Below are 26,541 nucleotides of genomic sequence, written 5' to 3' on the forward strand. Positions count from 1 at the left end.
TAAAGATTTTTAAGGCGTATTGTTCTTCTCCCAAACCGGACCGGTAAATACGGTCCCGAATTTCTTACCATGCTCACGGCTGTTGCAGGGATAAGGCTCCACTACATTGGAGGCCTGCGTCAATCCATTGACGGAGGAATAAACAATAGCAGGATATGGACATTTCCGGATGGTATTGTGATGCACATTGATCTGCGTGAAAGCGCCTGCTGCAGGCATTTCCCCCAGTCCATTCACATACCAGACCGAGAGCGCTCCCGGAGGCATGCCCTGGTTGGTTTTCTCGAACATGCACCCGAAAATATTATTATCCCTGATCTCTACATCACCGGCAAATCCACCGCCCATCCAATGGATCTCAGGCGCCACGAGAATGGCATTCATGGCTGTGCCGGCAATTTCATTGTTATGAACAATACCATTAGCGCTCTTGATCAGTATGCCGCGGGAACGGTTATAGCCAACGTTGTTGTTGCGGACCACGAAGCCTTTACCGGTATGGCTTTCGTTGTACACGATATCACCTGCTCCCATTGCAGGCAGTGTATCCACCTCCAGGCGTGTTCCCCTGGTGTAACTGGTTTTGAATAAAAGATTAGGGTACAACGATACAACAGCAGATTGATCGGCTGCCGATGGAACGAATGATTCATAGGCTGTGATTTTCATTTTTCCACTTTTTGTTCCGGCATACAATACATGCTGCAGCGTATCGCCCACATAGAAAACCGGAAGCCCTTCCCTGCTCAGCACGTAAATACTTTTGGTGGCGCTGTCGATCCTGCAAACGGGGAATGAGCGTCCGCAAACAATGATGCAATCATCTCCATTGTGTTTGACATCGCAGTTCTCCACCAGGGGCCCCACACTGGCCAGGCTGCTATGGATACCGTCGGCATTGCCGGAACGTAATCTTGCAGGGATACCGGCTGGCATGGAGCCCCTGCCTACCTTGCAACGGTTGAAATGAGAGCCTTTGCAATCCCTTTCGAAAAATGAAAAACTGTTGGAGCCATAAATGCTTACATCCTGCACAGTGGCATTGGTGCATTTTTCCAGTTGGAAACAATGCGCAGCAGGATTTGCCTTGGTGCTTACCACGTCCAGCACAACCAGGTCGCCTACTTTCTCGTAAGCCACCCAGGCGGCATTCTTGGTGAGCCTGAACCTTCTTGTAGTGCCGATCCGTTCGAAAGCGGAATAATGCCCTTCGCCGGTGGTGATACTATTCCTTTTCAATTGCCTTGTTGCAGGATCATAGAACTGTACCCGGTGATTCCTTACATTGTCTACCGGATAACCGGGATCTATCTCCACTTCAAACCATAGGTTGGAAGGATCTTTTGCAACGATCACTCCCTGGGTAAAACAAAGCGGATCATAATCGATACTCAGATCTTTCACCGTGATATTGGTGCAGTTCAGGAAACGGAATGCCAGTTCCTGTGAATTGCAGATGATACTGGCGCCGTTACCCCTGATCTCCACATTATTCAGATTATGGAACTGGTATGCGCCATAGGTCATATTGTTCAGCAGGAAAGTGCCTGCGGGGATCTCTATAACTGCATTGCCTGCCTGTGCATCCAGAACAGGTTTCAGCTCCGGCAATTGGCGCGCCATGGCGGCAAATCCAAAAGACAGGAACAGGATAATGTACATTAGTCTATACATGATTGTTATGCTTTAAAATATGATCATTTGTTTTTGCGAAGGGATCAAAGCTTCACCAGCTTCTTCGTTTCTTTTTTGTTGCCGCTGTGCAGCGTGAGGTAATAGACGCCTTTCACCAATCCTTCCACATCCACGGAAGTCTGACCTGATTTCATGGATACACTTTCTATTTTTTTCATTACCTGTCCTGCCGAGTTGGTGATCAAGATGATGGCATTGTTGCTTTGTTCTGTTTTGAAGGTCACCAGAACTTTATTGTTCGCAGCATTCGGGCTCAGCTGCATTTGCCAGGGGGCGTCTTCAGCAGCAGTGGCAGCCATACCAGGAGCTGATGGATCAGGCGCCATCACAATCGACCTGAAAACATTGTTCTCATTGGATTTCACAATCAAGGTGGGCGTGAGACCTGCAAAACTGCTATTGTGGCCGGTGCTGTCTGTAAGCGATACCACTTCTCCGCCGGAACCTTTCGTGTTATCGTTTCTCCTGATGGCGTAAATGATCACATGTCCATTACCGTTAACCTGTCCGGTCACTGCGCGGTATTTATCTCCCAATGTTCCGATAACGCCATTGCTTACCCAGGCGCCTCCTGACAAGGAATATTTTCTAAGCAGGTTATCGTCTGCGATGTACAGCACATCCGTGCCGGAGCCAGCATTCACAATGAAGAACTGGTAAGGACTGCCGGTGGTGGGCGTTCCGGGCAGATTCACCATGGATTGACCTGTAGTGGTGGGCAAGCCTGCACCAACGGCCGTGAGCCGCTGTGCGCCGGCTGTGGAAGTGGCGTACAGTTGAGAATTTATTACCATCAGACAACGCGCAGTGCTGGTAGTGATCTGCGTGTGCGTAGTGCTTCCGGTGGTGGTATACATGATACCGCCGGAGCCGCCGCTTACCCAGATATTGGGACCATCGGTAACGGCTCCACGAACTACCTGGGAACTGAATGCGCTCAATGCCGTACTGGTATTCACTGCGCCGTTCTGATCGATAATGGCCACCACTCTTTTTACTGCAGTGGAGGTAGTGGCTGAAACGCCGGTAGTTCCGGGGTCTGCGTCGTAACCGGCCAGCGCCAGTTTGCTTCCATCCTGAGAGCGGCTGATATAACCTTCCGTGTAATCGCTGGTGGAGATGGGCAACGTAAGCCTTTTGTTGCTGCCATTCACGGCAACCGGCATGGGGATGGACCTTACCAGGTCGCCACAGGAGTTGTATTCATCCAGGTAAACAGGCTGAGCAACCCCGGCTTCGAGCGGCGCAATGCCGGAACCAATTCTGACCACAACAAAATTTCCGGGAGTAAATGATTGGGCGAGGCAGTTGGTGAATAAACATACCAACAGTACCAGGGGGATACATTTTTTCATATGGCAATTAGTATTGGACCAAGAAACAGAAAAAAGGATTCCTGCGGTCCGATTCAGGGCAGGTATTTTTGGTGGGAAGGCTCCCACAACGAGGGAATGTTCCCAATGCCTGTAATATTTCACCAACCCCTCCTACTAATGATAAAACATTTTTCCATGATCGTTACTACCACCAACACCATTGAAGGAAATCCCATTCAACAATATTTAGGTGTGATCAGCTCCGAAACCATTATCGGTGCAAATATTTTCAAAGACATTTTTGCTGGACTGAGAGACATTGTAGGCGGTCGTAGCGGCACATATGAGCGCGTGATCCAGGAAGCGAAACAAACCGCCCTGAATGAATTGCAGCAGAAGGCGGCATCAGTTGGCGCCAATGCCATTGTTGGCGTTGACCTGGATTTTGAAACAGTTGGAGGAAAAGGCAGTATGCTGATGGTGGTTGCCACAGGCACAGCCGTAAAAGTGTAATTCTTTTTTCTATTTTTCTATTCAGTAAAATCAAGATCCCTGGAAAAGGTTTCTTCCATTCTCCAGGCTGCCAGCAAAGCCAGCACAATGGTTGACCCGCCTACCATGGCGGCGGAACCGAGAAAGCCAGCCTGTTCAACACCCATCAGGAACAAGGGAGTAAAAACATTCACGCTGCCCCTTACAAAATTGGGGACCGTAGTGGCCACAGTAGCGCGAAGATTGGTGCCGAACTGTTCTGCAGCAACTGTCACAAACAGTGCCCAGTAACCGATCGCAAACCCGAGGAAGAGACAAAGACCGTAGAATATGGCAACACTTTGTGTACGCTGCAACAAATACACCAGCATGGCAAGAGCCGTCAAACAAACGAATACAGCCACGGTTTTCTTACGACTTTTCAAATACTGGCTAAGCAGTCCACTACTCATATCGCCGAGCGAAAGCCCGATATAGCTGAACATAACAGCCTTTCCTGCCTGAATGGGCGTTTCAAGACCGATCGCGATCCCGAACTCCGGAGAGAAAGTGATGAGTATACCTATCACGAACCAGATGGGTAAACCGATCATGATGCAACGCAGGTATTTCACAAACCGTTTCCATGAGCTGAAGAGCGCTAAGAAATTACCACGCTTCATATCCGCCTCTTTCACATGCCTGAAAATACCCGATTCAAAAACATTGAATCGCAATACCAGCAAAGCCAGTCCCAGCCCGCCTCCAATGAAATACGCAATGCGCCAGTCGAAGAGGTCCGCAATGAAATAAGCAAGTACGGCGCCCAACACGCCAACAGAAGCAACAATAGAAGTGCCGTAACCCCTGATCTCTTTGGGCAGTACTTCCGCCACCAGCGTTATGCCGGCTCCCAGTTCCCCGGCCAGCCCAACACCGGCAATGAAGCGAAGTATCGCATACTGATCAACGTTGGTCACAAAACCATTGGCAATATTCGCCAGTGAGTAGAGGGCAATCGATCCGAAAAGTACGGACAATCTTCCTTTCTTATCTCCGAGGATGCCCCAGAGTATTCCTCCCACCAGCATGCCGGCCATTTGTGTATTGATGAGAAAGATGCCCTGTTCCAGCAACTGATGATCTGTAACATTCAGCGCACGCAGGCTGGGCACCCGAACGATACTGAACAATAAGAGATCGTAGATATCTACAAAATAACCAAGAGCGGCAACAATAACGGGTACGGATAACAGTTGCTTCAGGGTGGAGGGATTACGCATATTACGGATCGATTTCCTTCTTTATGATAATAATTTTTTCAGGTAGGCAGGATAGCTTTCTTTATCTATGGAGCCATCGCCTTTGGTGATGCTATCGCCAAAACATACGATGCGCCGGGCATTCAGCTGATTATATTGAATATGCTGGCTCACGGCCAGCGCCAGAAAACGGTAACCATCACGCGTGGGATGCACCCCGTCTTCTTTTCCACTATTCTCTTTGTTGCGAAGCAGGCAATCTTTTTCAAGACCGGTCTTTCCCACTTTTTCAAAGATACTGCCGATATCCAGCAGTCCTGCATTCTTATCTGCAGCGATCTTTTTGATCACTTCATTCACCTGCTTTCTTCTTCCTTCCGGTCCTTCGGGTTGAAAGAATGCAGCAGGATGTCTTTGCAACAGATAAGGCACATAGAATGGGAGAATGGTCATCAGCAACAATTGACTGCCGGAGCCGGTGATCTTATCCGACAATTCATTCAGGTTATTGCGGAATTTTTCCAGCGGCACATGTTTACCGTTGTTCATATCGTTGGTGCCCACCATGAGGATGGTGAGCGTGGGTTTATGCGCCAGGCAATCCGTATCGATGCGTTTCAAAAGATTGTTGGTATTGTTGCCTGCAATGCCGGCATTCACCAGCAGCTCCGCTCCGGCCGTTGGCTGCGTAATTGTACTGCCTGCTGCCAGCTTCGCCAGTCCACTGCCTGCGGCCAGTAATATGGAACGGGAAAGGAATTGTTTTCTGTTCATACGCTTAGGATTTTGTTTTCGTGAAAAGCCATTGGATGGCTTCACTCCTGGTGCTTTTATTGGCCTGGATATGCTTCGGGAATTTCAGACCAGTCAGTTGCTGCCATTGCAATAATTCTTCTTTGTTCACTTTTTCATCGGGCCTCACGGTCCACTCCGGCAACCATCCTTTCAGGCCCAGGCGCTGAACGGCCCTGAATGCAGGATGACCGGGTTTAATGTCTTTGTAATAGATCAATACAGCTCCCTGATTGATCAATTCATCCTGCACTGCGGTTACAGGAATTTGTTGTGCAGGTTTGCTGGATGAGATAATAGTGGCCGCGGCAATACCTGCTGCCTGTCCCAGTGCCATCCAGCAAGGCTCCATGCGCAATGTGGCAAAACCCAGGTGTGTGGCGGAAGCCGGAACAGGCGCCAGCAAATTTGTGATCACGGCAGGCAGCATCACTTCAAAGGGGACCGTATAAGGCATGGTGGGATAACTGAGAAAACCATCCAGTACTTTCTTCCCTTTTTCACTTTTTCTTGTTGCATGCGAATCGATATCGTAATGACTGCCGGTGATGCTGCTGATATGAACGGGTGGACGCCCATCTTTTGTCAAGGGCAATGCATCTCCTGCTTTGAAAAGATAGAGGCCTTTCATCCTTCTGCCCTCGCGAACGTATGCCTGGCGGGGGAAATTATCATTGTCTCTGAACTCATCGGCGGACAATCCCCATTGTGCACAATCGTTACGGAACCAGGCTGGCAGCGCTTCATCGTGTTGTCCGAAATAAAGAAGCCCGAGAATATAATCTTTCAACCTGTTGGCGAACCGGTCCCGCCATTCCCAACCGGCAGTAGGCCAGGGCCAGTTCTCTTCAGGAAGATCGATAGAGATCAATGCGCGATGTTGATTATTGGCATCTGTTTTACTATTGGGCAGGACCACTTTGTTCACAAGCCGCTGCATGCCTTCGGGCATCCATTTACCAACAGGCGGTTTCCCCTGCGCGCGCAAAGCGATATTGCTGTCTCTCAACTGCGGCGACATGTCCACCCATTCAATACCGGAATGCTGACCCGATAAAACATCTTCGATCAGGGAAACATATTCTTCCCTGTTGTAAGAAACAGGCTTTGGAATAGGCACCCTGTTGGCAGGTTCAGTAGTGAGACAAAGCCTGAAATTATATGCCTGCACAGCATTATCTGCCAGATTGCTGCTGCCTTCCTCCTGCCTCTCGCCCAGCCAGAGTTTGTACACCTGCCCTGCATAGGGCTCGTTGTATTCATCTTTGCCTTCCCTTCCCAAACTATAAGGCACACCAGCTGCAGCAATCAGGTCGCCCTCATAAGTAGCATCGATAAATACTGCGCCTGTGTATTGTTCCTGCTGATTCGATAAGCGGTTCAGCACGGTCAGTTTTTTGATCGTATTGTTTTCGATAAGTATATTTTCGGGCAGCGCATCGAATTGTCGGTTGATCAACACCGTTACTAACGGCGCTTCCTTTAACATATCCAGCAGTACTTTCTCCCCCACCGATGGCTCAAAATGGTAGCCCTGGCTGCAATCCTTCACCTGCTTCGATTGCGGCCCGTAAACGCTTACATAATGCGCTTTCACGCGGTTCACGAATTCGAGGAAGAGCCCGGCAGTAGCGCCACGCGTGATGATATCCGTAGCGCCAAGACCATTTGCCACAAGCCCTCCGGCATGACTGGTGCGCTCAAGAATAAGCGAACGCTTCCCCATCCTTGCCGCCGAAATACCCGCCATGATGCCGGCAGGCGTTCCACCCACTATTACAATATCGTAAGACACGCTCGTTTGCGCAGCCGCCTTAAAATATACCGATGGTAATAAAAAGAGCAGCATTGAACTCAGCCATATGGCTCTGATTAATTTCTTCATTCCATTATTTTATCAGAACAATTTCCTTGTTTCTTCAGGATGGTATTTCATCCGGATACGCCAAAGTAACTCTTCAATGCTCACAGATCTTGTATTGGATGATAATCTTTCTGCCATCCATTTAACCGGCGTTACGCCGCGCTCACCGGTGCCATGTCTTTTCGCTTCGGGAGAATCGGCTATTGCCTGCACGATCTTTCCAGGCTCGTTGAATCTCGACCAGGCATGAACGATAGTCCATGACAATGCAGGATCAGCCGCAGTTGCTTTCTCTCCATCTTTATTGATCCAATCGATGAGATCCTCCGGGTTGCCGGATCCTTCTTTTTTCAGGTTATGCCAGAGCTGGTAACGGGCAGTAACAACGGGTATTTCAATCCCCTTTTTATTCTTCACCCAAAACATTTTTCCGCGTCCTCCATTGTAAGGGGAATACTGCACGGCAATGATACCTGTGAGGTCTTCGATCTCTTCGGCAAAGATCCGGTAAGCGCGTTGCGCTGCTTCGCCCGACATATTCCTGCAAATGAATCCCAGCACTTTCACACCTGTCAGTTGCATTTGCTTGTTCATTCTTTTGGCCAGTTCCCGCAACCACTTCTCCGGTTCTCCGGTAGCCGTGGCAAACAGGTCGGGATAAAAATAACCACCGCCGTATTCCACCACTGAGACATGCTCCGGCTGTGTGCGTTGCAATTGATCGTATACATCCCGCCCTCCTGCGGAAAGATTAACCACGCAGGAAGTGAAAGACATATTGATAGCCGTATTATAAGGATTGGACCAGTAATCTTTACTGCTGATGAAATCCCCGAAAGTCCATTGCATATTATCGCCATCGCTCATCACAAACGACTGGCAATTGCGTTGGTCCTTCCAGTCGATCTTTTTTGGCGAAAGGGTTTTGATCTTTGCCGGGGCCTTGTCTTCATGAATGCTCAGCAGGCTGAGATTCATGCACCAGTCGGATGCAGTATTGATAAGCCCGCGACGCGTGCAGGGCTCAATATGCTGGAACTCTCCGCCCTTGTTCCAGCCGATCACGGGCGACAATGGCTGCACCCATTCCAGCAAACTTTTCAGCGTGGAATCAACTCCGTACCATACCAGGCTTTTGTGCGCAATGGCATAGTCGCGGTTATTGCTGAACTCAGGATTGCAAAGCACCATCACATGCCTGTTCACTTTTTCCTTTAATGGAAGGAAAGAAGAAAGATCAGGAACGATACCGGAAGCATCGAACAATTTTGTCAATCCTTTTTGTTTGGCTGTAGTTTCTTCGGACAGGTCAACCAGGATACCCTTCATCAAACCTGCGTACACAGTGGCCAGGTTCACGGAATTATCCTTTTTTCTTGCATCATACAAAACATATCCCTTGATGATGCCTTTGGGAATAAACCTGTCAACCAGTTGCCAGGCGGTAAAGCTGCCAGCTTCCTTTGCATGCAGGCGTTTTACCAGTGATTCGTAATAAATAGCGTAATTGGGATTGGACACCATGGTCCACACTCCTTCTTTCGTTTTTCCTTCATTGAGCGATTGCGCCGCCAGTCCTGCCACGGATTGCGCCAGGTTCATTTCTTTCAGGTCGTTCCCGCGTTGAATGCGGCAGGTAAGGATAGACGTTGGAGCTTTCTGCGCAGGCCAGCCATAGGCGCTGTCTTCTTTGTTGTTGGCAGCAGCAGCCAGGGCGCTGCAGCCCAGCATCCATACGAGTACAAATTGTTTGAACATGAGAGGATAATATTTTTTTACTATTCTTTTTTTCCGGCGGGAAGATCGGCCAGTGTTTTCAGCTTATGTTCCAGGATAGCGCCCTGGCTCAATAATTTCTTCGCCAGCGCTTTGGTATCCACGTCCTGAACAGGTTTTCCATTCTGAATGGCCAGGGCAGCGGCATTGCCGGCAGCCTGCCCGATGATCATGTATTGCGGCTCCATTCGGAGGGATGAACATACAACATGGCTCATGGATATACACACAGACACAATGAGGTTAGATACCTGTGATCTTTTGGGAACGATGCTGCGATAAGGGATCTGGTAAGGAATATGCTTCATGCGTTCCTGTTCCGTGCGTTGAACGCCGCCTTCATATTTCAAAATTCCTTTTGCATCTGCATAGCCCTGTACGCGGTGTACATCAAGTCCATAAGAGCCCAGGCCAATGGGATCAGGCTTCTGCATTTTGGAGATCACATCGGGCTGGATCATTACAAATTCACCCAGCATGCGCCTGGCTTCACGTACATACAATTCGTAAGGCCAGTTATCATTATCGGTGAACTCATCTTTGGAAGGCCCCCAGAGATTGATGCCTGCACGATAAGCTTCCGGAATGCGCGGATCGTTGGCCAGGAAATACATGTATCCTTTTACATAATTCTCGTGGTCTTTCCAGATCTCTGCCCTTCTTTTGTAAGAGCCATCGGGATAATCCCAGTTGCCACCAACATAGTCGGCCGTGTTAAGGTCAACTTTGTTGTTGGGAACTTTTCCTGCACCGGGGAACATTTTCGCTGCGGCTTCCGCAGCGCCCAGGTTTTTTATTGCATCCAGGGTAGAGAGGAGTAATTCATAATAGCGATTGGGATCATAGTTCTCCGGCTTATGGTATGGGCGTTTATTGGCCGGATCATTGGTGAGCGATAACCTGAAATTATAAGCCTGTGTTTTATTATCGCCTGCGCCGATGGGACCCGGCGGATTTGGCTGGATACCGAAAAGCAGCTTTCCGTCAGGACCATAGGCGCTGCGATGACCTGATCCTTCCCTGATACCCGCGGAATATTCATTGTACAGGCTTTGCGCCTCACGGCCTACCACATACGAAACGCCTGCAAAAGCCATCAGGTCTCCCTCGTAAGTGGCATCGATGAAAACCTTGCCGGTGAAAGTAGTCCCGTTTTCCATTATTATCCCGGTGATCGCTTTTTTCTTTTTGATCACGCCGCCTTTTTCTTTCAGGCGATGCCGGAAGAATACATCCACATTCACCTCTTTCACCATATCGTTCAACACTTTCTCCGCAACATGCGGCTCTGGGAACCAGGCAATACCATCCTTTGTAGTTACCTGGTAATGGTCTCCTGCTCTTTTGTATACTTCTTTCACATAACCACCAATCACATCCTTGCGGCCCAGGTCAGTGGCAGACAATCCGCCGGAGACCATGCCGCCCAGGTGCTGCTTCGGTTCAATAAGGGCTACACGCATGCCTTCCCTTGCAGCCGTTACTGCTGCAATCACACCGGAAGCTGTGCCTCCATATACAACAACATCATAGTTTTTTTTAGCGGGATTTATTTGCGCTTGTACAGATACGGATGGGATGATCATTACCAGTACCAGTAAACGAAAAAGGAATTGCTTTCTTTTCATCTCAATCAAGATTTTAGGGGATTGCTGATAAGGCGCCCTGTTAATAGTTCGGATTTTGTCTGAATTGTTCTTTATTGGTTGACAGATCTATTTCGGATTGCGGGACCGGGAACAGGTAATGCGTGTCAGGATCGAAGCTGGTGGCCGTGTTCACGATATTCGCATCATTGGCCGGACGGGTCAGTTCCAGGAAATGTTCAAATTTGCCTGTTCTTGCCAGGTCAAACCAGCGCTGGAATTCAAAACACAATTCACGCGCACGCTCCTTCAGGATCTCATCGATATCGATATCGGCAGCAGTATAATCATTGAATCCGGGCGTTTCCGCTTCTGTTACAGGCGATCCGTCGGGTTTAAGTCCCCTCGCGCGCTGACGCACACGGTTGATGGCTTCCAGGCCTTCCGCGGAGATGGTCCCTGTTTCCTTATAATCCGCTTCGGCAAACATCAGCAGCACATCTGCATAGCGCAGCACGATCACGTTATTTGGACAATTGGAGTAGAGGTATTGCGAATTAGTTCTCCAACTGGCGCCCCACCTGTATTTGGTTACACCACACCTGCCGAGTATGGTTTGATTGTATTTATCAGGATTGTATTGTGTGCCCCAGATGAACGTGAGTCCGGAAGGCGCATTGTTCACAATATTAACCAGCGAATCGGAAAGGTTCCAGACCCTGCGTTGATCATAGTCCACCGCTTTTGGGCCGCTCTTGTAGTACTTGTAAAACTTCGGTACATACACCAGGTTACACTGGCCGATCATGGAATTGGTATAGTAAGCGGGATTGCCATTGATCTGTCCCCCAGCCGCGATCATTCCATATTCCTTCGTCCATTGCGTACCGTAAGGAACAGTGGCGGCGAACTGCAATTCAAACAGGGATTCTGCATTCACATTCTTGTTCTCGATGGTGAACACATCTCCATATACAGGCAGGAGCGATGCGCCGCTATTGTCTTTCACATCCCTCAACACTTCCTTCGCCTTCCTGTAGAGTTCGGATACATCAGTAGGAATATCTTTATATCCCTCCACTTTACCGGTGGTTTTGGTGAGGGCCGTTTCCTTGGCGGAAGCCATAGTGAGATACACTTTGCCGAGCAATGCTTTGGCGGCCCAGTGATTGGCGTGTCCATTATTCGTTTTTTCTTTTGGCAATATGCCATCGGAGGAAGCGTATACGAGATCGTTCACGATGAATTCATATACATCTTTCACGGGTCTGCGCGGCAGGCTGTAATCGAAACCTCCGGTGATGGGTTGATCGATGATGGGCAGCTCACCGAAAGCCTGCACCAGTCTGAAGTAAACGAATGCGCGGACGAAACGGGCTTCGCCAATGATCATATTCCTGTCCGCCTCGGTAATGGATTGCACTTTTGCAGCCGCGTCTATGATGGTATTGGTTCTCGCCGCAATCTCGTAATGCCTTAACCAGTATTCATAGATAGCGCCTTCACGCGGCGAGAAAGAATGCCTGTCGAAGTTGAAACGAACGCCTGACGAGCCTTTGAACATCGCTTCATCTGTGCCCAACTGGGTCATGAACAGCGGCGTGTTGGTGTATACGCCGAAGAGATCTTTGGCGGAAGAATAGATCCCCACCACGCCGGCATCGAGCGTTGTTTTGTCCACGAAAAAATTATCAGCCGTATATTCTGTCCTGGGCTTTTCTTCCAGGAATTTATTACATGAACTTGTGCAGGCAAGCATCGCTGCGCTCAAAATACCCCAGAGTAGAAAAGATGTTCCTGTTTGCATATTGAGGGGATTATGATGTTTAGAATTGTACTTTTAAACCGAATGAATAAACCCTGGACCGCGGATAGGAAGCATAATCGAGTGAAGGCATCAGGTCTCCGAAACCTCCCTGTCTCGTATTCACTTCAGGGTCGTAGCCCGAGTAATCGGTGAGTACCCAAAGGTTCTTACCGCTGGCGAAAAGGCTCAATCCCTGCACGCCATATTTCTTCGTGATCTTAACCGGGAAGGAGTAAGCGATGGTTATATCGCTCAACCTGATATAGGAACCATCTTCCACCCAAACATCCATCATGAGCAATTCTTCCGGGCTGCCGGGCATCCTGTAGGTATTGCCCGGATTGCCTTCGCGCTCCAGCTTCCCGGTATTCATATCGTAGAGGGAAGGGCTCCAACCGCCGGCCGCAGCTTTGGTCATATTGTTACTGCTGCGTCCTGCTTCCAGGGCAACGCGGTTGGCGTTGAATATCCTGTTACCATAACTGTACTGCACAACCGCATTCAATGAAAAACCGCGCCAGGCAAAAGTATTGGTAATGCCTCCCGTAAATTCGGGTTGCCCCTGTCCTACCACAACGCGGTCAGATGAGTTGATGACGCCATCATTGTTCTGATCGATGAAACGGCGTGTGCCGGGGCGGATAGCGCTGATGGCCTGGCCATTGATCATGGTGAGACCTGAAGCCCGGATCTCTTCATAAGATTGAAAAATGCCGTTGGTCTGGTAGCCATACCATTGCCCGATCGTTTGCCCGTTGCGGATGATGGCCGCTGCGCCGATACCTGCTACCACGCCGGGATCGAGACTGAGATCAGGTCCTACTTCAATGGCTTTGGAACGATTGAGACCAATATTGGCATCGATGCTCCAACTGAAGTGGTTCTTCTTCATCAGGCTGGTGCCGATGGTGAGCTCGATGCCCGAGTTGCGGATGGAACCGAGATTGGTCCAGGTTTTTCTATAGCCGCTGTAAGCAGGCGTTACTACCTGGATCAGCAGATCATCTGTACGTTTTGTATACCAGTCAACAGTAAGCGAAACCTTATCGTTGAAGAGCGTCATGTCCATACCTGCATCCAGTTGCGTGGTGGTTTCCCATTTAAGCGAAGAGTTCTCAGGTCTTTCCACCACTACTCCAAAATTGGGTGTAACGCCATCCATGGGTGATAAGTAAGTGGTGATGGTACTGAGCGTGAGATAAGGAGGGATGGCGGTATTACCGCTCTGACCCAGGCTGGTGCGGAGTTTCATGCTGCTGATGAATTTCAGGTTACGCATGAAAGGTTCTTCGGATACTCTCCATGCCAGCGCAGCTGAAGGGAAATACCCCCATTTATTGTGCTTACTGAAGCGGGATGATCCGTCTGCACGCATGGTGATGGTTGCAAGATATTTTTCCTGCAGAGAATATTCGAGCCTGCCGAGGAACGATACCATCCTCCATTGTGTTTCCGTATAGGTTGGAATGATGGGCACAGTTCCATTTCCCAAACCGTAGGGCCCGAGCAGTTCGATATCGTAACCCTGGTTTTCGGCAGTGAGCAGGTTATTCCTGTATTGTTCAACAATGGCGCCGCCCATTGCATTGAAGCGATGTGCATCACCGATCCTTCCTTTATAATAGAGCAGGTTCTCGTTCATCATCTTGGTGATGGCGCCGCGTGAAAGCACTGCACGTCCTTTGTATTTTGAACCAGCCCGTGTATAGCTGGGATAGTAGGCGTCCGTATTGGTATTGATATTGGAGTAAGTGCCTGTGGTCCTGAATTTGAAATTATTGTTGATGGTCCAGTCAATTGCCATTCTCGCCAGCCATTCGTTGCTATAACGGTTATTGGTCACTTTCTGCGCCAGTGAATAAGGATTACTGGTGATATAGCCTTCGATCCCTTCATTGTCATCCACATCTGTAAAAGTGAGCGGCTTCACGGGAGGTTGCTGCAACATGCTTGTGACCACCGCATTTGAGGTGATACCTCCATTGTAGGAGCCGGTGATAAAACCATTGGTTTCCGTGCGGGTGCCGAGGATATTACCGGTGAGCTGAACTGCTTTGGAAAGTCTTTGCTGGATATTGAAACGCGCATTGTAACGCTGGTATCCGCTGTATACCACTAATCCATCCTGGTTGAGATAACCACCCATGAGGGAGAATTTAGTACTGGCATTACCGCCGGAAACATTGAAACGGTATTCCTGAATTTTACTTTTCTGGAACATGGCGCGTTGCCAGTCTGTATTGACGGAATCAGGATGATTGAAATTTTGCCAGTCGCGATAAGCATTGTCTTCAGACACGCCCCAGAAGCTGGCGGGTTCACCCAGGGGCCTGTCGCGGTAATAAGTGATTCCAGCTTGTGTGGAAGCGGGTTTGTTGGGATCATTGGGATCGGGGGGCGACCATACATAACCTGAGGCAAGATAACGGGCATGTGCATACTCAGATGCGTCCATGAGATTGTACAGGTGACCGGCGCGCTGGAAACCGATATTGCTGTACAGCTCTACTCTCGTTTTACCGGTTTTGCCTGTTTTGGTGGTGATCAATATTACGCCATTGGCGCCGCGCGCTCCGTAGATGGCAGTGCCGGATGCGTCTTTGAGGATCTCGATCGATTCAATGTCGCCCGGATTAATAGTATTGGCATCATCCTGCAATACGCCATCGATCACGAAGAGCGGCGTACTGCCTGCGCTGATGGAGCTGGCGCCGCGGATGCGGATCGTATTCTCGGAGCCGGGTGTGCCATCGTTCTGAATGATCTGCACTCCGGAAGCTTTACCTTTCATAGCATCTGCCAGTGATAATAATGTACGGTCAGACAATGCTTCTTTGGATACGGAGGAGATGGAAGCCGTTACATCTTTTTTACGGGTAGTGCCATATCCGATCACCACCACATCGGTCAGATGATCGTCCTTTGATTTCAGGCTTATATTGATCACCTGTTTTTTCCCTACCAGGATCTCTTCTGCCAGGGAATTTACATGGGTGAAAACGAGCACTGATTTCTCATTCGGTACTGTAATGGAGTATTTTCCCAGGGCATCGGTCATCACACCACTGGATGCGCCTTTTAGTTTTACGGTGACATTTGAAACCGGACTTGCTTTTTCATCTGTGACCAGACCCTGTACTTTGATGCCCGATACCGCTTCAACAGTGGGCGCCTGCGCAGCAGGCTCCTCCGCCTTTTTCCGCAGCACGATAAACTTGTTGTTGAAATTCCAGCCAATGGGCTTGTTGCTGAAGATCTGCTGCAGCGCAGCAGAAAGCGGCGTGGACTGGAAATCCACGCTGATCCTTTCTTTATCATTCAGCAATCGATTGGAGTAAAAAACGATCAGACCGGTCTGTTGCCGTATCGTTTCAAAAATATCTTCATAGCTGATGCTGGCAGCCGTGAGTGTGATCTTTTTGTTGTCCTGCGCAAATAGGCAGCTGTTGGTGACGATCAAAACGATCCCGAGCAGGCAGGATCGCTTCAGAACCAGGGCAATTTTCATCATGGCGCAATTAGTGGGTATTTGTTCTTTGACCCCCTTTTTGAAAAAACGGGTGAACGGGCAGAAAAAAATTACTCAGCATATGCCCACTCGCTCGCCACTGGCGAGTGAGGTTTATTTAATCGCCTCCGGCGACGCAGTGCTCGCCGGGAGGCGAGCAAATACAAGTCACTCGCCGGGAGGCGAGCGACTGGTGGCCCGCTGCAATTTTATTTGATGATGTGTAACTGGTTTTGGCGGATCTCTGTTTGAATGCCGGCCGCAGTTTGTAAACTCGTTAGAAAATCCGTGAGCGGCTGGTTCTTCTCGATAGCCCCTGTTACAGGTAATTTCGCCAGGGAAGGATCGCTGTATACGAGCGTAAGTCCGAACCAGCGCTGTAATACTTCGCCGATCTCAGACAAAGGCGTATCATGAAAATAATATACACCTTTCATCCATGCCAGCGTATTGGCGGATTTGAATTGACGCACCTGAGTGCGCTCCGCAGCATCGATCACGGCTTCCAGTCCGGGCTTCAGCGTGGTTTCAGTTTGCTGGCCCTGCATTTTGGTCTTTACGGCGCCTTCCACCAGGGATACGATCGCTTTCCCGGAATGATAGGCATGCACATTGAAGGAAGTGCCGAGTACGCGTATGTCTGCAGCATCACTGTGCACAATGAAAGGCTGTGCTGCATTTTTTGCAATCCTGAAAAACGCTTCCCCTTTTACAAAAACTTCCCGTACACTATCTGCAAAGTGAAGCGGAAATTTCAAGCTGGATGCTGCATTGAGCCATACTTCCGAACCATCGGCCAACACGATCCGGTAATCCAGTTTGGGAGGAACTGAAACGGTTGTCCATTCCTGTTTTCCTGTTTTGGCTGCCTGTAGCTGTAATCCATCTCCTGAAGTATTGAGTGCAGCACTGCCGAGGTTGATTACGCGACCGGCACTGTCGGATAAATTGATTTGTCTTCCATCTTCCAAATAAAGTCCCACTGCATACTGCAGGCTATCTGGTGTAGCAGCAGGCAGTACAGGCTGGTTGGCCAGGGGTGATATACCCGCGTCCTCTTTTCTCAATCCAATATATAAACCTGAAGAGACAAGTACAATGGCCGCGGCCGCCACTGTGAGTCTTTTATAGAAACGGATCTTCCGGATATTTGCCGGAGGGCCATCCAGTATTTTTCCAGACACAGCCTGCCAGGAACTGTTGGCATCGAGCTTGTTCATGAAGTCTTCCCCCTCCCTGCTTTTCATGACCTTCTTCATGGCTTCCCACCTGGCTTTCACGGCCGGGTTACGCTCCATCTCTTCATTGATACTTTGCTCATCTTCTTCACTGATGGTTCCCGCCATCTTTTCCACGAGAAGGCGTCTGATATGTTCCTGGGATAATTTCATCCTTTACTGGTAATTGATTTTTATGGTTTGTTTCCGCGGTGCATCATTATAAGACCCGCTTTTTATTCAACCGGGTGAAGTGGAGGGTCAGGAAAAGCGGCTGCGCAGGGATCTTACAGCCAGTTTAAGATGGGTTTTGATGGAATTGATGGAGATACCCATATGATCGGCAGCTTCCTTGTATTTTTTATTCTCGATATATACAAGATGAAAAGCCTCTGAACGTTGTACAGGCAATTCACTCAGGAGGGAACGCATATTGATCTCCCTGTCTGCCTCCTCCCTTTCTACCATTACTGTTTCAGAAGATGCATTCACTACATATAGATATTTTCCAAAATGGCGGGAAACAGATTTTCTCTTCCGGAGCACTTTCAGGCACCTGTTGTGTGTGGCGCGTTGCAGGTAGGCTTTCACAGATCCTTTGATACCCTGGAACAACTGTCGGTGCCAGAGTTCAACAAATAAGGTTTGTACCTGGTCTTCCGCCTCCATGGCGTCTTCCAGGATCAGGTATGCTTCGGCGCTGAGGAGCTTGTAATATTTTTTATACAGCAACTCGTAAGCCTGGATCTCGCCAGCCTTTAACCTGTTTAGCAATATGATATCTTCCTGATTTTCCATGATGGCTCGTTAGCAGGAAGGAAAGGTAGGTATTTTTTGCTAAATCGATATAGCTTGGGGATAATTAATGGTTTTGTACTGAAAAGGCTGCCCCTGAAGGACAGCCTTTCGTTATTTGCACATGGCTGCTGCAAGCGCTACAGCCTGCTCGATGTAAATGTCCTGCCGGACATTACTGAGCCAGGTTTCGTTCCTGACGGGATACAGCAGGTCCACCTGCATCGTCTTCGTTGGGGGAAGCTTTATAATTCTGTTATTCGATGATGTTAAAGCAGCTTTATCTTTAAGCCACTGCCTGTACAGGTCCATTTTCAGGGGAATATCCAGCGTAGCCTGCGCGCACAGTATTTCTGAATTCCTTTTTATCATGGAAAAAACAGTATCTGACTTCAACCTGTTCAAGGCAAAATTGCGGAGAGCATCAATGTCCATCCCTCCTTCCCAGGTTCCAAAAGCCGCAGGCGCTACCATATCCCAGGAAAGAGCCGAGGCCTGGTCTTTCTCCCTTGACCTTACACATTCATTCAGGTCAGGCAAAATGATATCGGGTACCACGCCTTTCAATTGAGTACTTGCTCCATTCACGCGGTAGAACTGGGAGAAGGTGAGATTAAGTGTACCCATATTACCATCTCCCAATGGAACGCCTCTTTGCACGGTCCCTTTTCCATGAGTGGAAGCACTGCCGATAATAATACCGCGTTTATAATCCTGGATAGCCGATGCAAATATTTCGGATGCAGATGCGCTGAATTCATCCACCAACACAGCGAGCGGGCCATCATAGATCTGCTGAACTATAGGGTTGCTGCCAAAAGGAAGCATCACATCCACGCTGCTGCGTGCAACCGGAGCTGCATTGCGTTCCCGCACCTGCACTACCGGCCCTCCTTTGATGAACAATGAAACCATGCGCACCACCTCCTGCAAAGAGCCACCGCCATTTCTCCGGAGATCGAAGAGGATCGCATCCGCCTGCTTCTCTTTGAGCAATTGAATAGCATTCGCCACATCAGTTGCTACCTGTGGGCCGAAGGGATCTGCATCCTGGTAAAAAACAGGAAATGTGATATAACCGATCTTTTTATTTTGCTTACGTACTATCAGCACCTTCACTGCATTTTCCTGCTGATCGATCTCATTTCGCTGGAGCAGCACCGTTACCAACTTCCCTCCGGGCTTTTTTATTTCCAGCCGCAACGATGACCCTTTTTCTCCACGCACCATATTGGCAATCTCGCCTGAGGACAATCCGGCAAGCCAGGTCAAATCTCCATTTGTTCCCTCTCCCAACCTGACGATCACATCGTTCAATTCAATACCATGGAGAGCGGCCGAACCGGTGCTTTCCAGCCTGGCCACCTTCGCTCCCTCCTCATCGGTTGTAAGGGCAGCTCCGATACCGGCAACTTTATTACTCATCCTGTCGCGGAACTTTTTTGCTTCAGTAGCAGAAAGGTAACTGGTATGCGGGTCCATCAGGTGTGTGAAGCAATTCAGGTAAAGTGAAAAAAGTTTTTCATAGCTGGCGCCCTCGATTTTATGGAGCATCCATTTATCCAGCCTGGTTGCCACTTTCTTCCGTGCCTTCTCTTCCAATTCAGTTTCGTTTTTTGAAAGGGAGTCCTGCTCCTGCAACGCAACTAATTCCTGTAATACGAGATACTTCACATATTTCCGGCGCGATTGCGCGAGTTCATCACTGTCTCCCGCAAAGCCGGGCAATCCACTGGCGTCATAACGTATCGTTTCATTTTCATCAAACCGGAAAGGCTTTTGCAGCAGCCGGCTATAGGCAGTGCTGGTTTCGTTCATACGTAAACGGTAGCGATTGATGACTGCCGGCAGGAAATTCAATGGCGCTTCGCCCCGGAGTTCATCATCCAGTACTGTTTTATATTTTTTCAGCGCGGACAGATCGGATTGCAGAAAGAATTGCTTCAACGGATCGAGCGTTTCCAGGAAGGTTCGCCACCATTTTTCAGACAGCTCATCATTGAACGCAGCAGGATCATAATGATACTGTTGAATGGATGAGGCTACAGCGGAAAGTACCTGCCGGTACTCCCCGTTTTCATCCGCCTTTTTCTGGGAAGCGGCTATCAAAGGGCATCCCAGTATGCACCATCCAATCAAAGCCTTGGTTTTGGTAAGTAGCCACATGATCAGTTATTTTAAGATTTCAGCCAGTTTTTCTTCCAGCGCCTCACCTCTCAGTGTAACCGCAATTACTTTTCCATCGGGTCCCACCAGGTAGTTCTGTGGAATGGCCTGTATCTTGTAACGTTTGGCAATGTTTGAGTTGAATGCATCATAGTCCACCACCTGCGTCCAGGTTAGACCATCTTTCTTAACAGCATCCAGCCATTTTTGCGTATCGCCTTTCAATTCGATGGATACACTGAGTATGGTGAAATTCTTCTTTTTATATTTCTTATAGGCTTCCACCAGATTTGGATTTTCTTTCCGGCAGGGACCACACCAGCTGGCCCAGAAATCGAGCAGCACATACTGCCCACGGAAATCACTCCACTTTACGGGTTTCCCTTTCATATCGTTCAAAACAAAATCAGGCAGTTCATCGCCGATCCCAAAACTTGCTTTCATCGCATTTGTCCTTTGCTGCACCGCCGCCATCATTTGAGCAGCCACATCAGGGGCCTTTGTTGGATTCTTTTTTTCCTGTTCAATACGTTTGGCAAGGATCACAGCCTCCGGCATTTGTTTCAGGCGATCCGACAACAAATTGTAATAAGGCTCTACATCCGGAAGACTGATATAAAGTCCAGCGATCTCTTTCAGCGCCATAATGCTCATATAGGAGTCGGGAAAAGTTTCAATGTATTTTTTCTGCAATGCCCTTCTTACATCCACTGCATTATTCCTTAATTCAATGGCAGCTTTCTGGATCTTATTCCGTGCATTGATAGCAGAATCCTCAGGCCTTTCTTCCTGCAAAGCCGCGCCATTCATGACCTGCATCTGATTGCCCTGTGGTTTCAGGTTGGCAGAGAGCTTACCTGGTGCAGGTGAATTGATGGGAGCCACCTCATGTGCGCCCACCATTTTCCGCATTTCAGGATTTACTTTTCCACTCATCATTTTCCCGAATGCGAACATGCCATTCACCGCCGGCATGCCCATACTATCTACACGCCCGGGTACACGAATGAACTCTACATAGCGGATCGCTTCATCCTGTGTTTTAGAACCAGTCACTGTTGCATTGGACATACGGTCTTTGATCTCCACACCAGTTTCCGGCGCATCACACCAAACCCAGAGTGAACTGGATTCGGTATCGAAGAATCCTTTTTTGCCGGGTGAATATTGAAGTGTGATCATTGCAGGATAGGTTTTCACTTCTCCTTTCACCACAAAACTCCCATTTTGTATATCTGCAGAATCACGATGAAGGGTATTCACCCCAACATAGGAAACATAGATCCTTCCTTTGGAGCGGCCATCGGCAAAATGCCCCTTGATCGAAAATTTTTCCTGGCTATCCGAAACAAATGGCGACAGGAAGGCCAGGGCTACAATCAGTTTTTTCATCTTTGTACTTTTATATTTTATTATTGAATCAGGACTATCCATCGTAGCCTGGATTTTGTTTTCCTTTAAATGCGGGGGCCAGGTCTATTTGCGTTTTCGGAATGGGGAAAAGCAGATCTGTACTTTGCCAGTTGTCACCTTTCAGCGGGCTCAGCACTTCACCTGCTTTACCGGTACGTTTAAGGTCCAGCCAGCGGTGTCCCCATTCTGTGAACAGTTCGAGATTCCTTTCCTTTTGGATAGCACTGAGCAGTTCATCTTTTCCGATCGCCGGATTGGTAATTGAAAGCAGCGGCAGTCCTGCGCGGTTCCGAATAGAATCAACATTATCGATCGCGCCAGCCAGCTCACCTTCCTGCGTCAACGCTTCTGCTCTTATCAGGTATAACTCAGCCAGCCGGAGCACCATCGAATATTCTGTAACGGGTTGTCCTGTAGCTTTCACTTTATATTTATATGGATAGTGGTAAGACAGAAAGCTGCCGGTCCAGTTTTGTTTTCTTTTATCACCTGTTTCAAATGCATTCCAGAGCTGGTTGCTCATAGCTAAAGGTTGCAGTACTGAAGGTGGAAAATTTATGATAAAAGCAGGTCCTTCAAATCCATTGGTATTGACCGGACTACTGGGCATCATCTGCCAGATGGTTTCCTGGCTGTTCTTTTTGAATACCTGGTTCAGATCTGCCAGCAACCTGTAGGTGGAGGTATTATTGATCACGGAATCCGCCTCCAGTATGGCATTCCGCCAGTCTTCCCTGTACAGGTAAACGCGGGCAAGCATGGCATGCGCTGCATTTTTATTGGGACGAACACGTTCAACTCCGGGTTGATTGGCTGCATTCAGAAACTGATCACTGAGCAGTTGTTTTGCGGCTTTCAGGTCACGGATGATATTTTCATATACTTCCGTAACCGGCATCCTGCCCGCAGCTTGCAACACCTTATAATTAGTGGTAGTTTGATAGGGAATATCGCCGAATAAGTTTACAAGGTAAAAATGGAAAAAAGCCCTTACGAACAATGCTTCACCGCTTAACTGCTCTTTTACCATGTTACCAAGCGCGGCAGAAGCATTCACTCCTTCCCATACCGCATTAGCCTGGTAGATGACCGTGTAATAGAGCGTCCAGAAATCATTGTTATCGATATAATTCAGGTTATTGGTATAATAGTTCACAGCAGGCGGTGTACTGTAATTGTCCAGTTCATCGGCCGATTGCGAAAGCATCGATGAAGCGTTGATACTGCTTGCACCTTTCATAAAATCGCCATAAACGCTCAACATCGCTACTGTGGCGGTGCTCTCGTTCATGAATACATCCCGGGACGCGGCTTCGGTTTTAGGCGTGCCCACATCCAGGAATTTTTCACAGGAACTGATGCCGGAAATAAAAGGGATCAATATCAGTATGGTGGTGATTTGTTTTCTCATTGCAGAAAATTTAAAGCATGAATTGAACGCCGAATACAATGGTTCTGAGTGGGGGTAATACTGCACCCTGGCTCTCCGGATCGAAACCAATGTAATCGGTGATGGTGAAAAGGTTCTGAGCCTGCGCATTCACTTTGACCTGTTTGAACCCGGTCTTTTTTACCCATTGTTCTTTCACCTGCCAGGAAATAGCCACTGTTTTCCCCCTTATGTATGATGCATCAGAATACATATAATCACTTTGTGTAGCGGCAATCTGTGCGGCAGTAATATCCGCTGTACCGGGCGCTAATCCGCCGGCAGTGAGCTTTTGCAGTTTTGCAATATCACCTGGCTGTAGCCATATATTTCCTTCGTAATAACCAGGCATATTGATGAGCGTGGAAAATGGAAGGGAGGAACCCACCAGGGCATTGCGCCCCATTTGCTTAACAAATTGCAGTTGAATATCCAGTTGAAATCCTTTGTACCTGAAACTGTTCCCGATACCTCCATAATATTCCTGCATAGTGTTTACGCGTATAAAACGATCTGTAAGTGCGGGACGTGAAGTGATCTTTCCATCCCTGTCTAAGAACCCATACAGACCTGTATTGGGATCAACACCAACAAAATGATAACTCTCCGGGGAAATACTAAGCGGTTGTCCCACCACGTAAGTTTCACGATAGGAGGTCAGTTCCAGGCCCGGGAAGGCCAGCAGTTTATTGCGTTGGAAAGTGATATTAAAATTTGTTCTCCAACTGAAATGGCCATTATCGATATTGGTAGTGGCAAGATCGATCTCCACACCTGTATTGCGGATCTTAGCCGGCAGGTTTTCCTGCACACCTGTATTTCCTGTTGATGGCGCCAGCGGTGTAAAGGCAAGTTGATTATCGGAGATGGAGCGATAGGTTGCCACAGTGAGAAAGATCCTGTCCCTGAACAATCCCAGTTCTGCCGCCAACTCAGCTTTGCGGTTGCTTTCCCATCCGTACATGTCATTGAAAACGCGTGTGGGCAATAATCCGCTCATGCCGAGATAGCTGAAATTGTTGTTCGGTGAATAGGTATCCAGGTACCTGTAATCTCCTACCTGATCATTTCCGGTGATGCCATAGGAGCCCCTGATCTTGGCGAAACTGATGAAGGAAATTTTCTCCATCCATTGTTCCCTGCTGATGATCCAGGCTGCACCTGCCGCACCGAAATTGCCGAACTGCCTGCCCGGAGCAAAACGGCTGCTACCATCCCTTCTGCCTGTAAGGTTGACTGAATATCTTTCATGCAGTGTATAGTTCATCCTTCCGAATACTGCACTGTACCTGTATTTCACATAACGGTTGTTCACCACAAAACGGTTACCCGCACTGATATTGTTCAGCAATGCATCACTGGCAAATCCTGTTGCGCTGACGGTGCTTCCTTCTGACAGACTGTGCTGGAAAGTTGTACCGGCAAGGATCGACAAAACACCGCCAAAGAGTTTTTGCATAAAGGAAGCTTGTGGTTCCACTATCCAGTTGTTGGTAGACAAATTTCCAGACAGTACAGTTGCCGTTGCTCCTGCAATGCCGGGGTTGATGGCTTTGAAAGGATTGATCCTGGTCTCATTGAAAATCACATCGGTGTAACCCAGGCTGGCTTTAATTTCCAGGGAAGGCAACAACTGGTAGCTGAGCGTACCGTTTCCCACCAGGGTCCTTGTTTTGGCATCATAGGTGCGAAAGAGCGAAGCGTAGGGATTATCTGCCGAAGCATGCCACCAGTTGAGACTGCCATCTTCCTTCAGCAGGGCAGGCGCATTTGGCGTAAGGTTCACATAGGAAGTAAGATCTGCTCCAGGTAAATTGTTGGCATCGAACCCATAGTTACCCGAGAACATCATTTTGAATTTTTTATCGCCTGAAGTATTGCTGATATTGAAACCAACAGTAGAACGGTCATTGGAGAAGTTTCCTTTATAGGGCGGAGTGGCTTTTGTGTACCCGATGGAAACCTGGAATTGCGTATTGACATTGCCGCCTGAAACGGATACGCGTGCATTTATGTTCTGCGCCGATTTCCCGATCAGCTCTTCTGCCCAATTGGTGTAACGGGTAGTATCCCAGGTACCGTTGAGATCATAGTCGAGCAGGCCGGGGGTTTTGTTGTCGTTCGCGAATACCTGCCGACGATACCGGAGGTATTGTTCAGTGTTCAGGTACTCGGGCATCCGGGATGGGCTGCTGAATCCTGCAGTAACGTTTCCGTTCACCCGAAGCGGGCCTGCTTTCGCTCTTTTGGTAGTGATGAGGATCACCCCATTAGCGCCACGGGAACCATAGATGGCAGTGGCATCGGCGTCTTTCAATACATCGATGCTTTCGATATCTTCAGGATTGATGCTGTTCAATGGGCTGAGCCCGCCAGCGCCCGCAGCAGAACTATTGCCTGTGGGTGTTGGACTTCCGCCCAGACCAGATGAAAAAAGATTGCCGGCAATTTGTCCCATCGCATCATTACTGAAAGGAACGCCATCTATAATGAAAAGCGGATTACTCTTATTGAGGGAATTCCTCCCCCGCAGTTCGATATTGAAATTACTGCCGGGCACACCGCTTTGCTGTGTGATCACCAGGCCAGGCACCCGACTCTGCAAAGCCTGCAGCACATTGGTCACCGGTTGCTTTTCGATGTCCTTTGCAGTAACAGTAGAGATACTACCTGTGTTCATAGCTTTTGTTGTAGTGTAATATCCTTTGTTCACTACCACCACTTCATTCAGGTCATTCGTCTTTTGTACCAATACAACTTTCATGGCTGGTTGGAATGAATACAGCTTCAACTCTTTTGCCAAATAGGAAGTATGGCTGAGCTGCAATGGCACTCCCTTCATCACCCTGAGATTGAACTCGCCCTTGTCATTGGTGATCACCGGTTTGATGCCCATTGAAATGATGGTAACGCCAGCAATGGGTTCATCGTTGCTATTCACTACCCTCCCCTTCACTTCGATGAGCGAGTCCACGGCCATCATCGGCACTTTTACATAATTACCAGATGGAACGCCCGACAAAGGTTTGGGTTGCACCGCCTTCTCATAGAGGACGATGGTTTTGTCGTTTATCTTATAATTCAGCGGCAGATCTTTGAACAACATTTCAAGGAAAGTAGTCAGCGGCATTTGGGAAGCTGAGATGGTCACGGGTTTCACTGCAGCCAGTTGTTGCTCCCTGTAGAACACCACAAATCCGGTTTGCTTCCTGATCTGCTGGAAGACCTGTTTCAGTTTTTGTTCTTTTACCGAAAGTGTGATGGTTTGCGATCTTGCAATCGAGTGTATCAGGGTCAGACAAACCAATAAAAGAAAACAAGCCCATTTCTGTACCGCCAGTTTTTTCTGCTCCGGAGCATGAAGCCGGTTCCGTGTGGGGTTGGGCAAAGCAGTGTCCATTACGGCTATGAAGCCGTAAGTAGTTGTAAACATACTTTCGAACG

The 26,541-nt window shown here is 48.6% G+C and carries 16 protein-coding genes; 1 reads left to right on the top strand and 15 read right to left on the bottom strand.

Annotation, left to right across the window (positions count from 1 at the left end; all coding sequences use genetic code 11):
• Positions 1 to 9: 9 nt before the first annotated feature.
• Both D9Y29_RS02665 and D9Y29_RS02670 read right to left on the bottom strand, forming a co-directional pair.
• Complete coding sequence (locus D9Y29_RS02665) at positions 10 to 1,662, bottom strand: glycoside hydrolase family 28 protein (protein WP_206513690.1); 1,653 nt, start codon at positions 1,660 to 1,662, stop codon at positions 10 to 12.
• Between the two features lie 56 nt (positions 1,663 to 1,718).
• Positions 1,719 to 3,050 carry a T9SS type A sorting domain-containing protein gene (locus D9Y29_RS02670; protein WP_127124884.1) on the bottom strand — a complete coding sequence of 444 codons (1,332 nt, stop codon included), beginning with the start codon at positions 3,048 to 3,050 and terminating at the stop codon, positions 1,719 to 1,721.
• A gap of 138 nt (positions 3,051 to 3,188) precedes the next feature.
• On the opposite strand from D9Y29_RS02670, the gene D9Y29_RS02675 reads away from it, so the two are divergent.
• Complete coding sequence (locus tag D9Y29_RS02675) at positions 3,189 to 3,524, top strand: heavy metal-binding domain-containing protein (RefSeq protein ID WP_478356068.1); 336 nt, start codon at positions 3,189 to 3,191, stop codon at positions 3,522 to 3,524.
• Between the two features lie 17 nt (positions 3,525 to 3,541).
• Here the strand turns inward: D9Y29_RS02675 and D9Y29_RS02680 are convergent, their stop codons facing one another.
• From D9Y29_RS02680 to D9Y29_RS02740, 13 genes are all read right to left on the bottom strand, one after another.
• Positions 3,542 to 4,765 carry an MFS transporter gene (locus D9Y29_RS02680; RefSeq protein ID WP_127124885.1) on the bottom strand — a complete coding sequence of 408 codons (1,224 nt, stop codon included), beginning with the start codon at positions 4,763 to 4,765 and terminating at the stop codon, positions 3,542 to 3,544.
• A gap of 21 nt (positions 4,766 to 4,786) precedes the next feature.
• Positions 4,787 to 5,518: an SGNH/GDSL hydrolase family protein gene (locus tag D9Y29_RS02685; RefSeq protein ID WP_127124886.1), complete on the bottom strand. Its 732-nt coding sequence runs from the start codon at positions 5,516 to 5,518 to the stop codon at positions 4,787 to 4,789.
• A gap of 4 nt (positions 5,519 to 5,522) precedes the next feature.
• Positions 5,523 to 7,421: an FAD-dependent oxidoreductase gene (locus tag D9Y29_RS02690; protein WP_127124887.1), complete on the bottom strand. Its 1,899-nt coding sequence runs from the start codon at positions 7,419 to 7,421 to the stop codon at positions 5,523 to 5,525.
• Between the two features lie 12 nt (positions 7,422 to 7,433).
• Positions 7,434 to 9,158: a GxGYxYP domain-containing protein gene (locus tag D9Y29_RS02695; RefSeq protein ID WP_127124888.1), complete on the bottom strand. Its 1,725-nt coding sequence runs from the start codon at positions 9,156 to 9,158 to the stop codon at positions 7,434 to 7,436.
• 20 nt (positions 9,159 to 9,178) lie between these two features.
• On the bottom strand, positions 9,179 to 10,804 hold the full coding sequence (locus tag D9Y29_RS02700; protein WP_127124889.1) for an FAD-dependent oxidoreductase: 1,626 nt from the start codon (positions 10,802 to 10,804) through the stop codon (positions 9,179 to 9,181).
• Between the two features lie 40 nt (positions 10,805 to 10,844).
• Positions 10,845 to 12,569: a RagB/SusD family nutrient uptake outer membrane protein gene (locus D9Y29_RS02705; protein WP_127124890.1), complete on the bottom strand. Its 1,725-nt coding sequence runs from the start codon at positions 12,567 to 12,569 to the stop codon at positions 10,845 to 10,847.
• Positions 12,570 to 12,588: 19 nt separating this feature from the next.
• Entirely contained in the window at positions 12,589 to 16,080 is a 3,492-nt protein-coding gene (locus D9Y29_RS02710; protein WP_127124891.1) for a TonB-dependent receptor, read from the bottom strand.
• A gap of 206 nt (positions 16,081 to 16,286) precedes the next feature.
• Positions 16,287 to 17,468 carry a FecR family protein gene (locus tag D9Y29_RS02715; RefSeq protein WP_127124892.1) on the bottom strand — a complete coding sequence of 394 codons (1,182 nt, stop codon included), beginning with the start codon at positions 17,466 to 17,468 and terminating at the stop codon, positions 16,287 to 16,289.
• Between the two features lie 87 nt (positions 17,469 to 17,555).
• Positions 17,556 to 18,092 carry an RNA polymerase sigma factor gene (locus tag D9Y29_RS02720; RefSeq protein ID WP_127124893.1) on the bottom strand — a complete coding sequence of 179 codons (537 nt, stop codon included), beginning with the start codon at positions 18,090 to 18,092 and terminating at the stop codon, positions 17,556 to 17,558.
• Between the two features lie 111 nt (positions 18,093 to 18,203).
• Positions 18,204 to 20,255, bottom strand: a complete 2,052-nt coding sequence (locus D9Y29_RS02725) for a carboxy terminal-processing peptidase (RefSeq protein ID WP_127124894.1) — start codon at positions 20,253 to 20,255, stop codon at positions 18,204 to 18,206.
• A 6-nt stretch (positions 20,256 to 20,261) separates the two neighbouring features.
• Positions 20,262 to 21,647, bottom strand: a complete 1,386-nt coding sequence (locus tag D9Y29_RS02730; protein ID WP_241237831.1) for a TlpA disulfide reductase family protein — start codon at positions 21,645 to 21,647, stop codon at positions 20,262 to 20,264.
• 34 nt (positions 21,648 to 21,681) lie between these two features.
• On the bottom strand, positions 21,682 to 23,079 hold the full coding sequence (locus D9Y29_RS02735) for a RagB/SusD family nutrient uptake outer membrane protein (protein WP_164735216.1): 1,398 nt from the start codon (positions 23,077 to 23,079) through the stop codon (positions 21,682 to 21,684).
• A gap of 10 nt (positions 23,080 to 23,089) precedes the next feature.
• Positions 23,090 to 26,530, bottom strand: a complete 3,441-nt coding sequence (locus D9Y29_RS02740; RefSeq protein ID WP_127124896.1) for a SusC/RagA family TonB-linked outer membrane protein — start codon at positions 26,528 to 26,530, stop codon at positions 23,090 to 23,092.
• Between the last annotated feature and the right edge of the window lie 11 nt (positions 26,531 to 26,541).

The organism is Pseudoflavitalea rhizosphaerae, assembly GCF_003991355.1.
Taxonomy (GTDB): domain Bacteria; phylum Bacteroidota; class Bacteroidia; order Chitinophagales; family Chitinophagaceae; genus Pseudobacter; species Pseudobacter rhizosphaerae.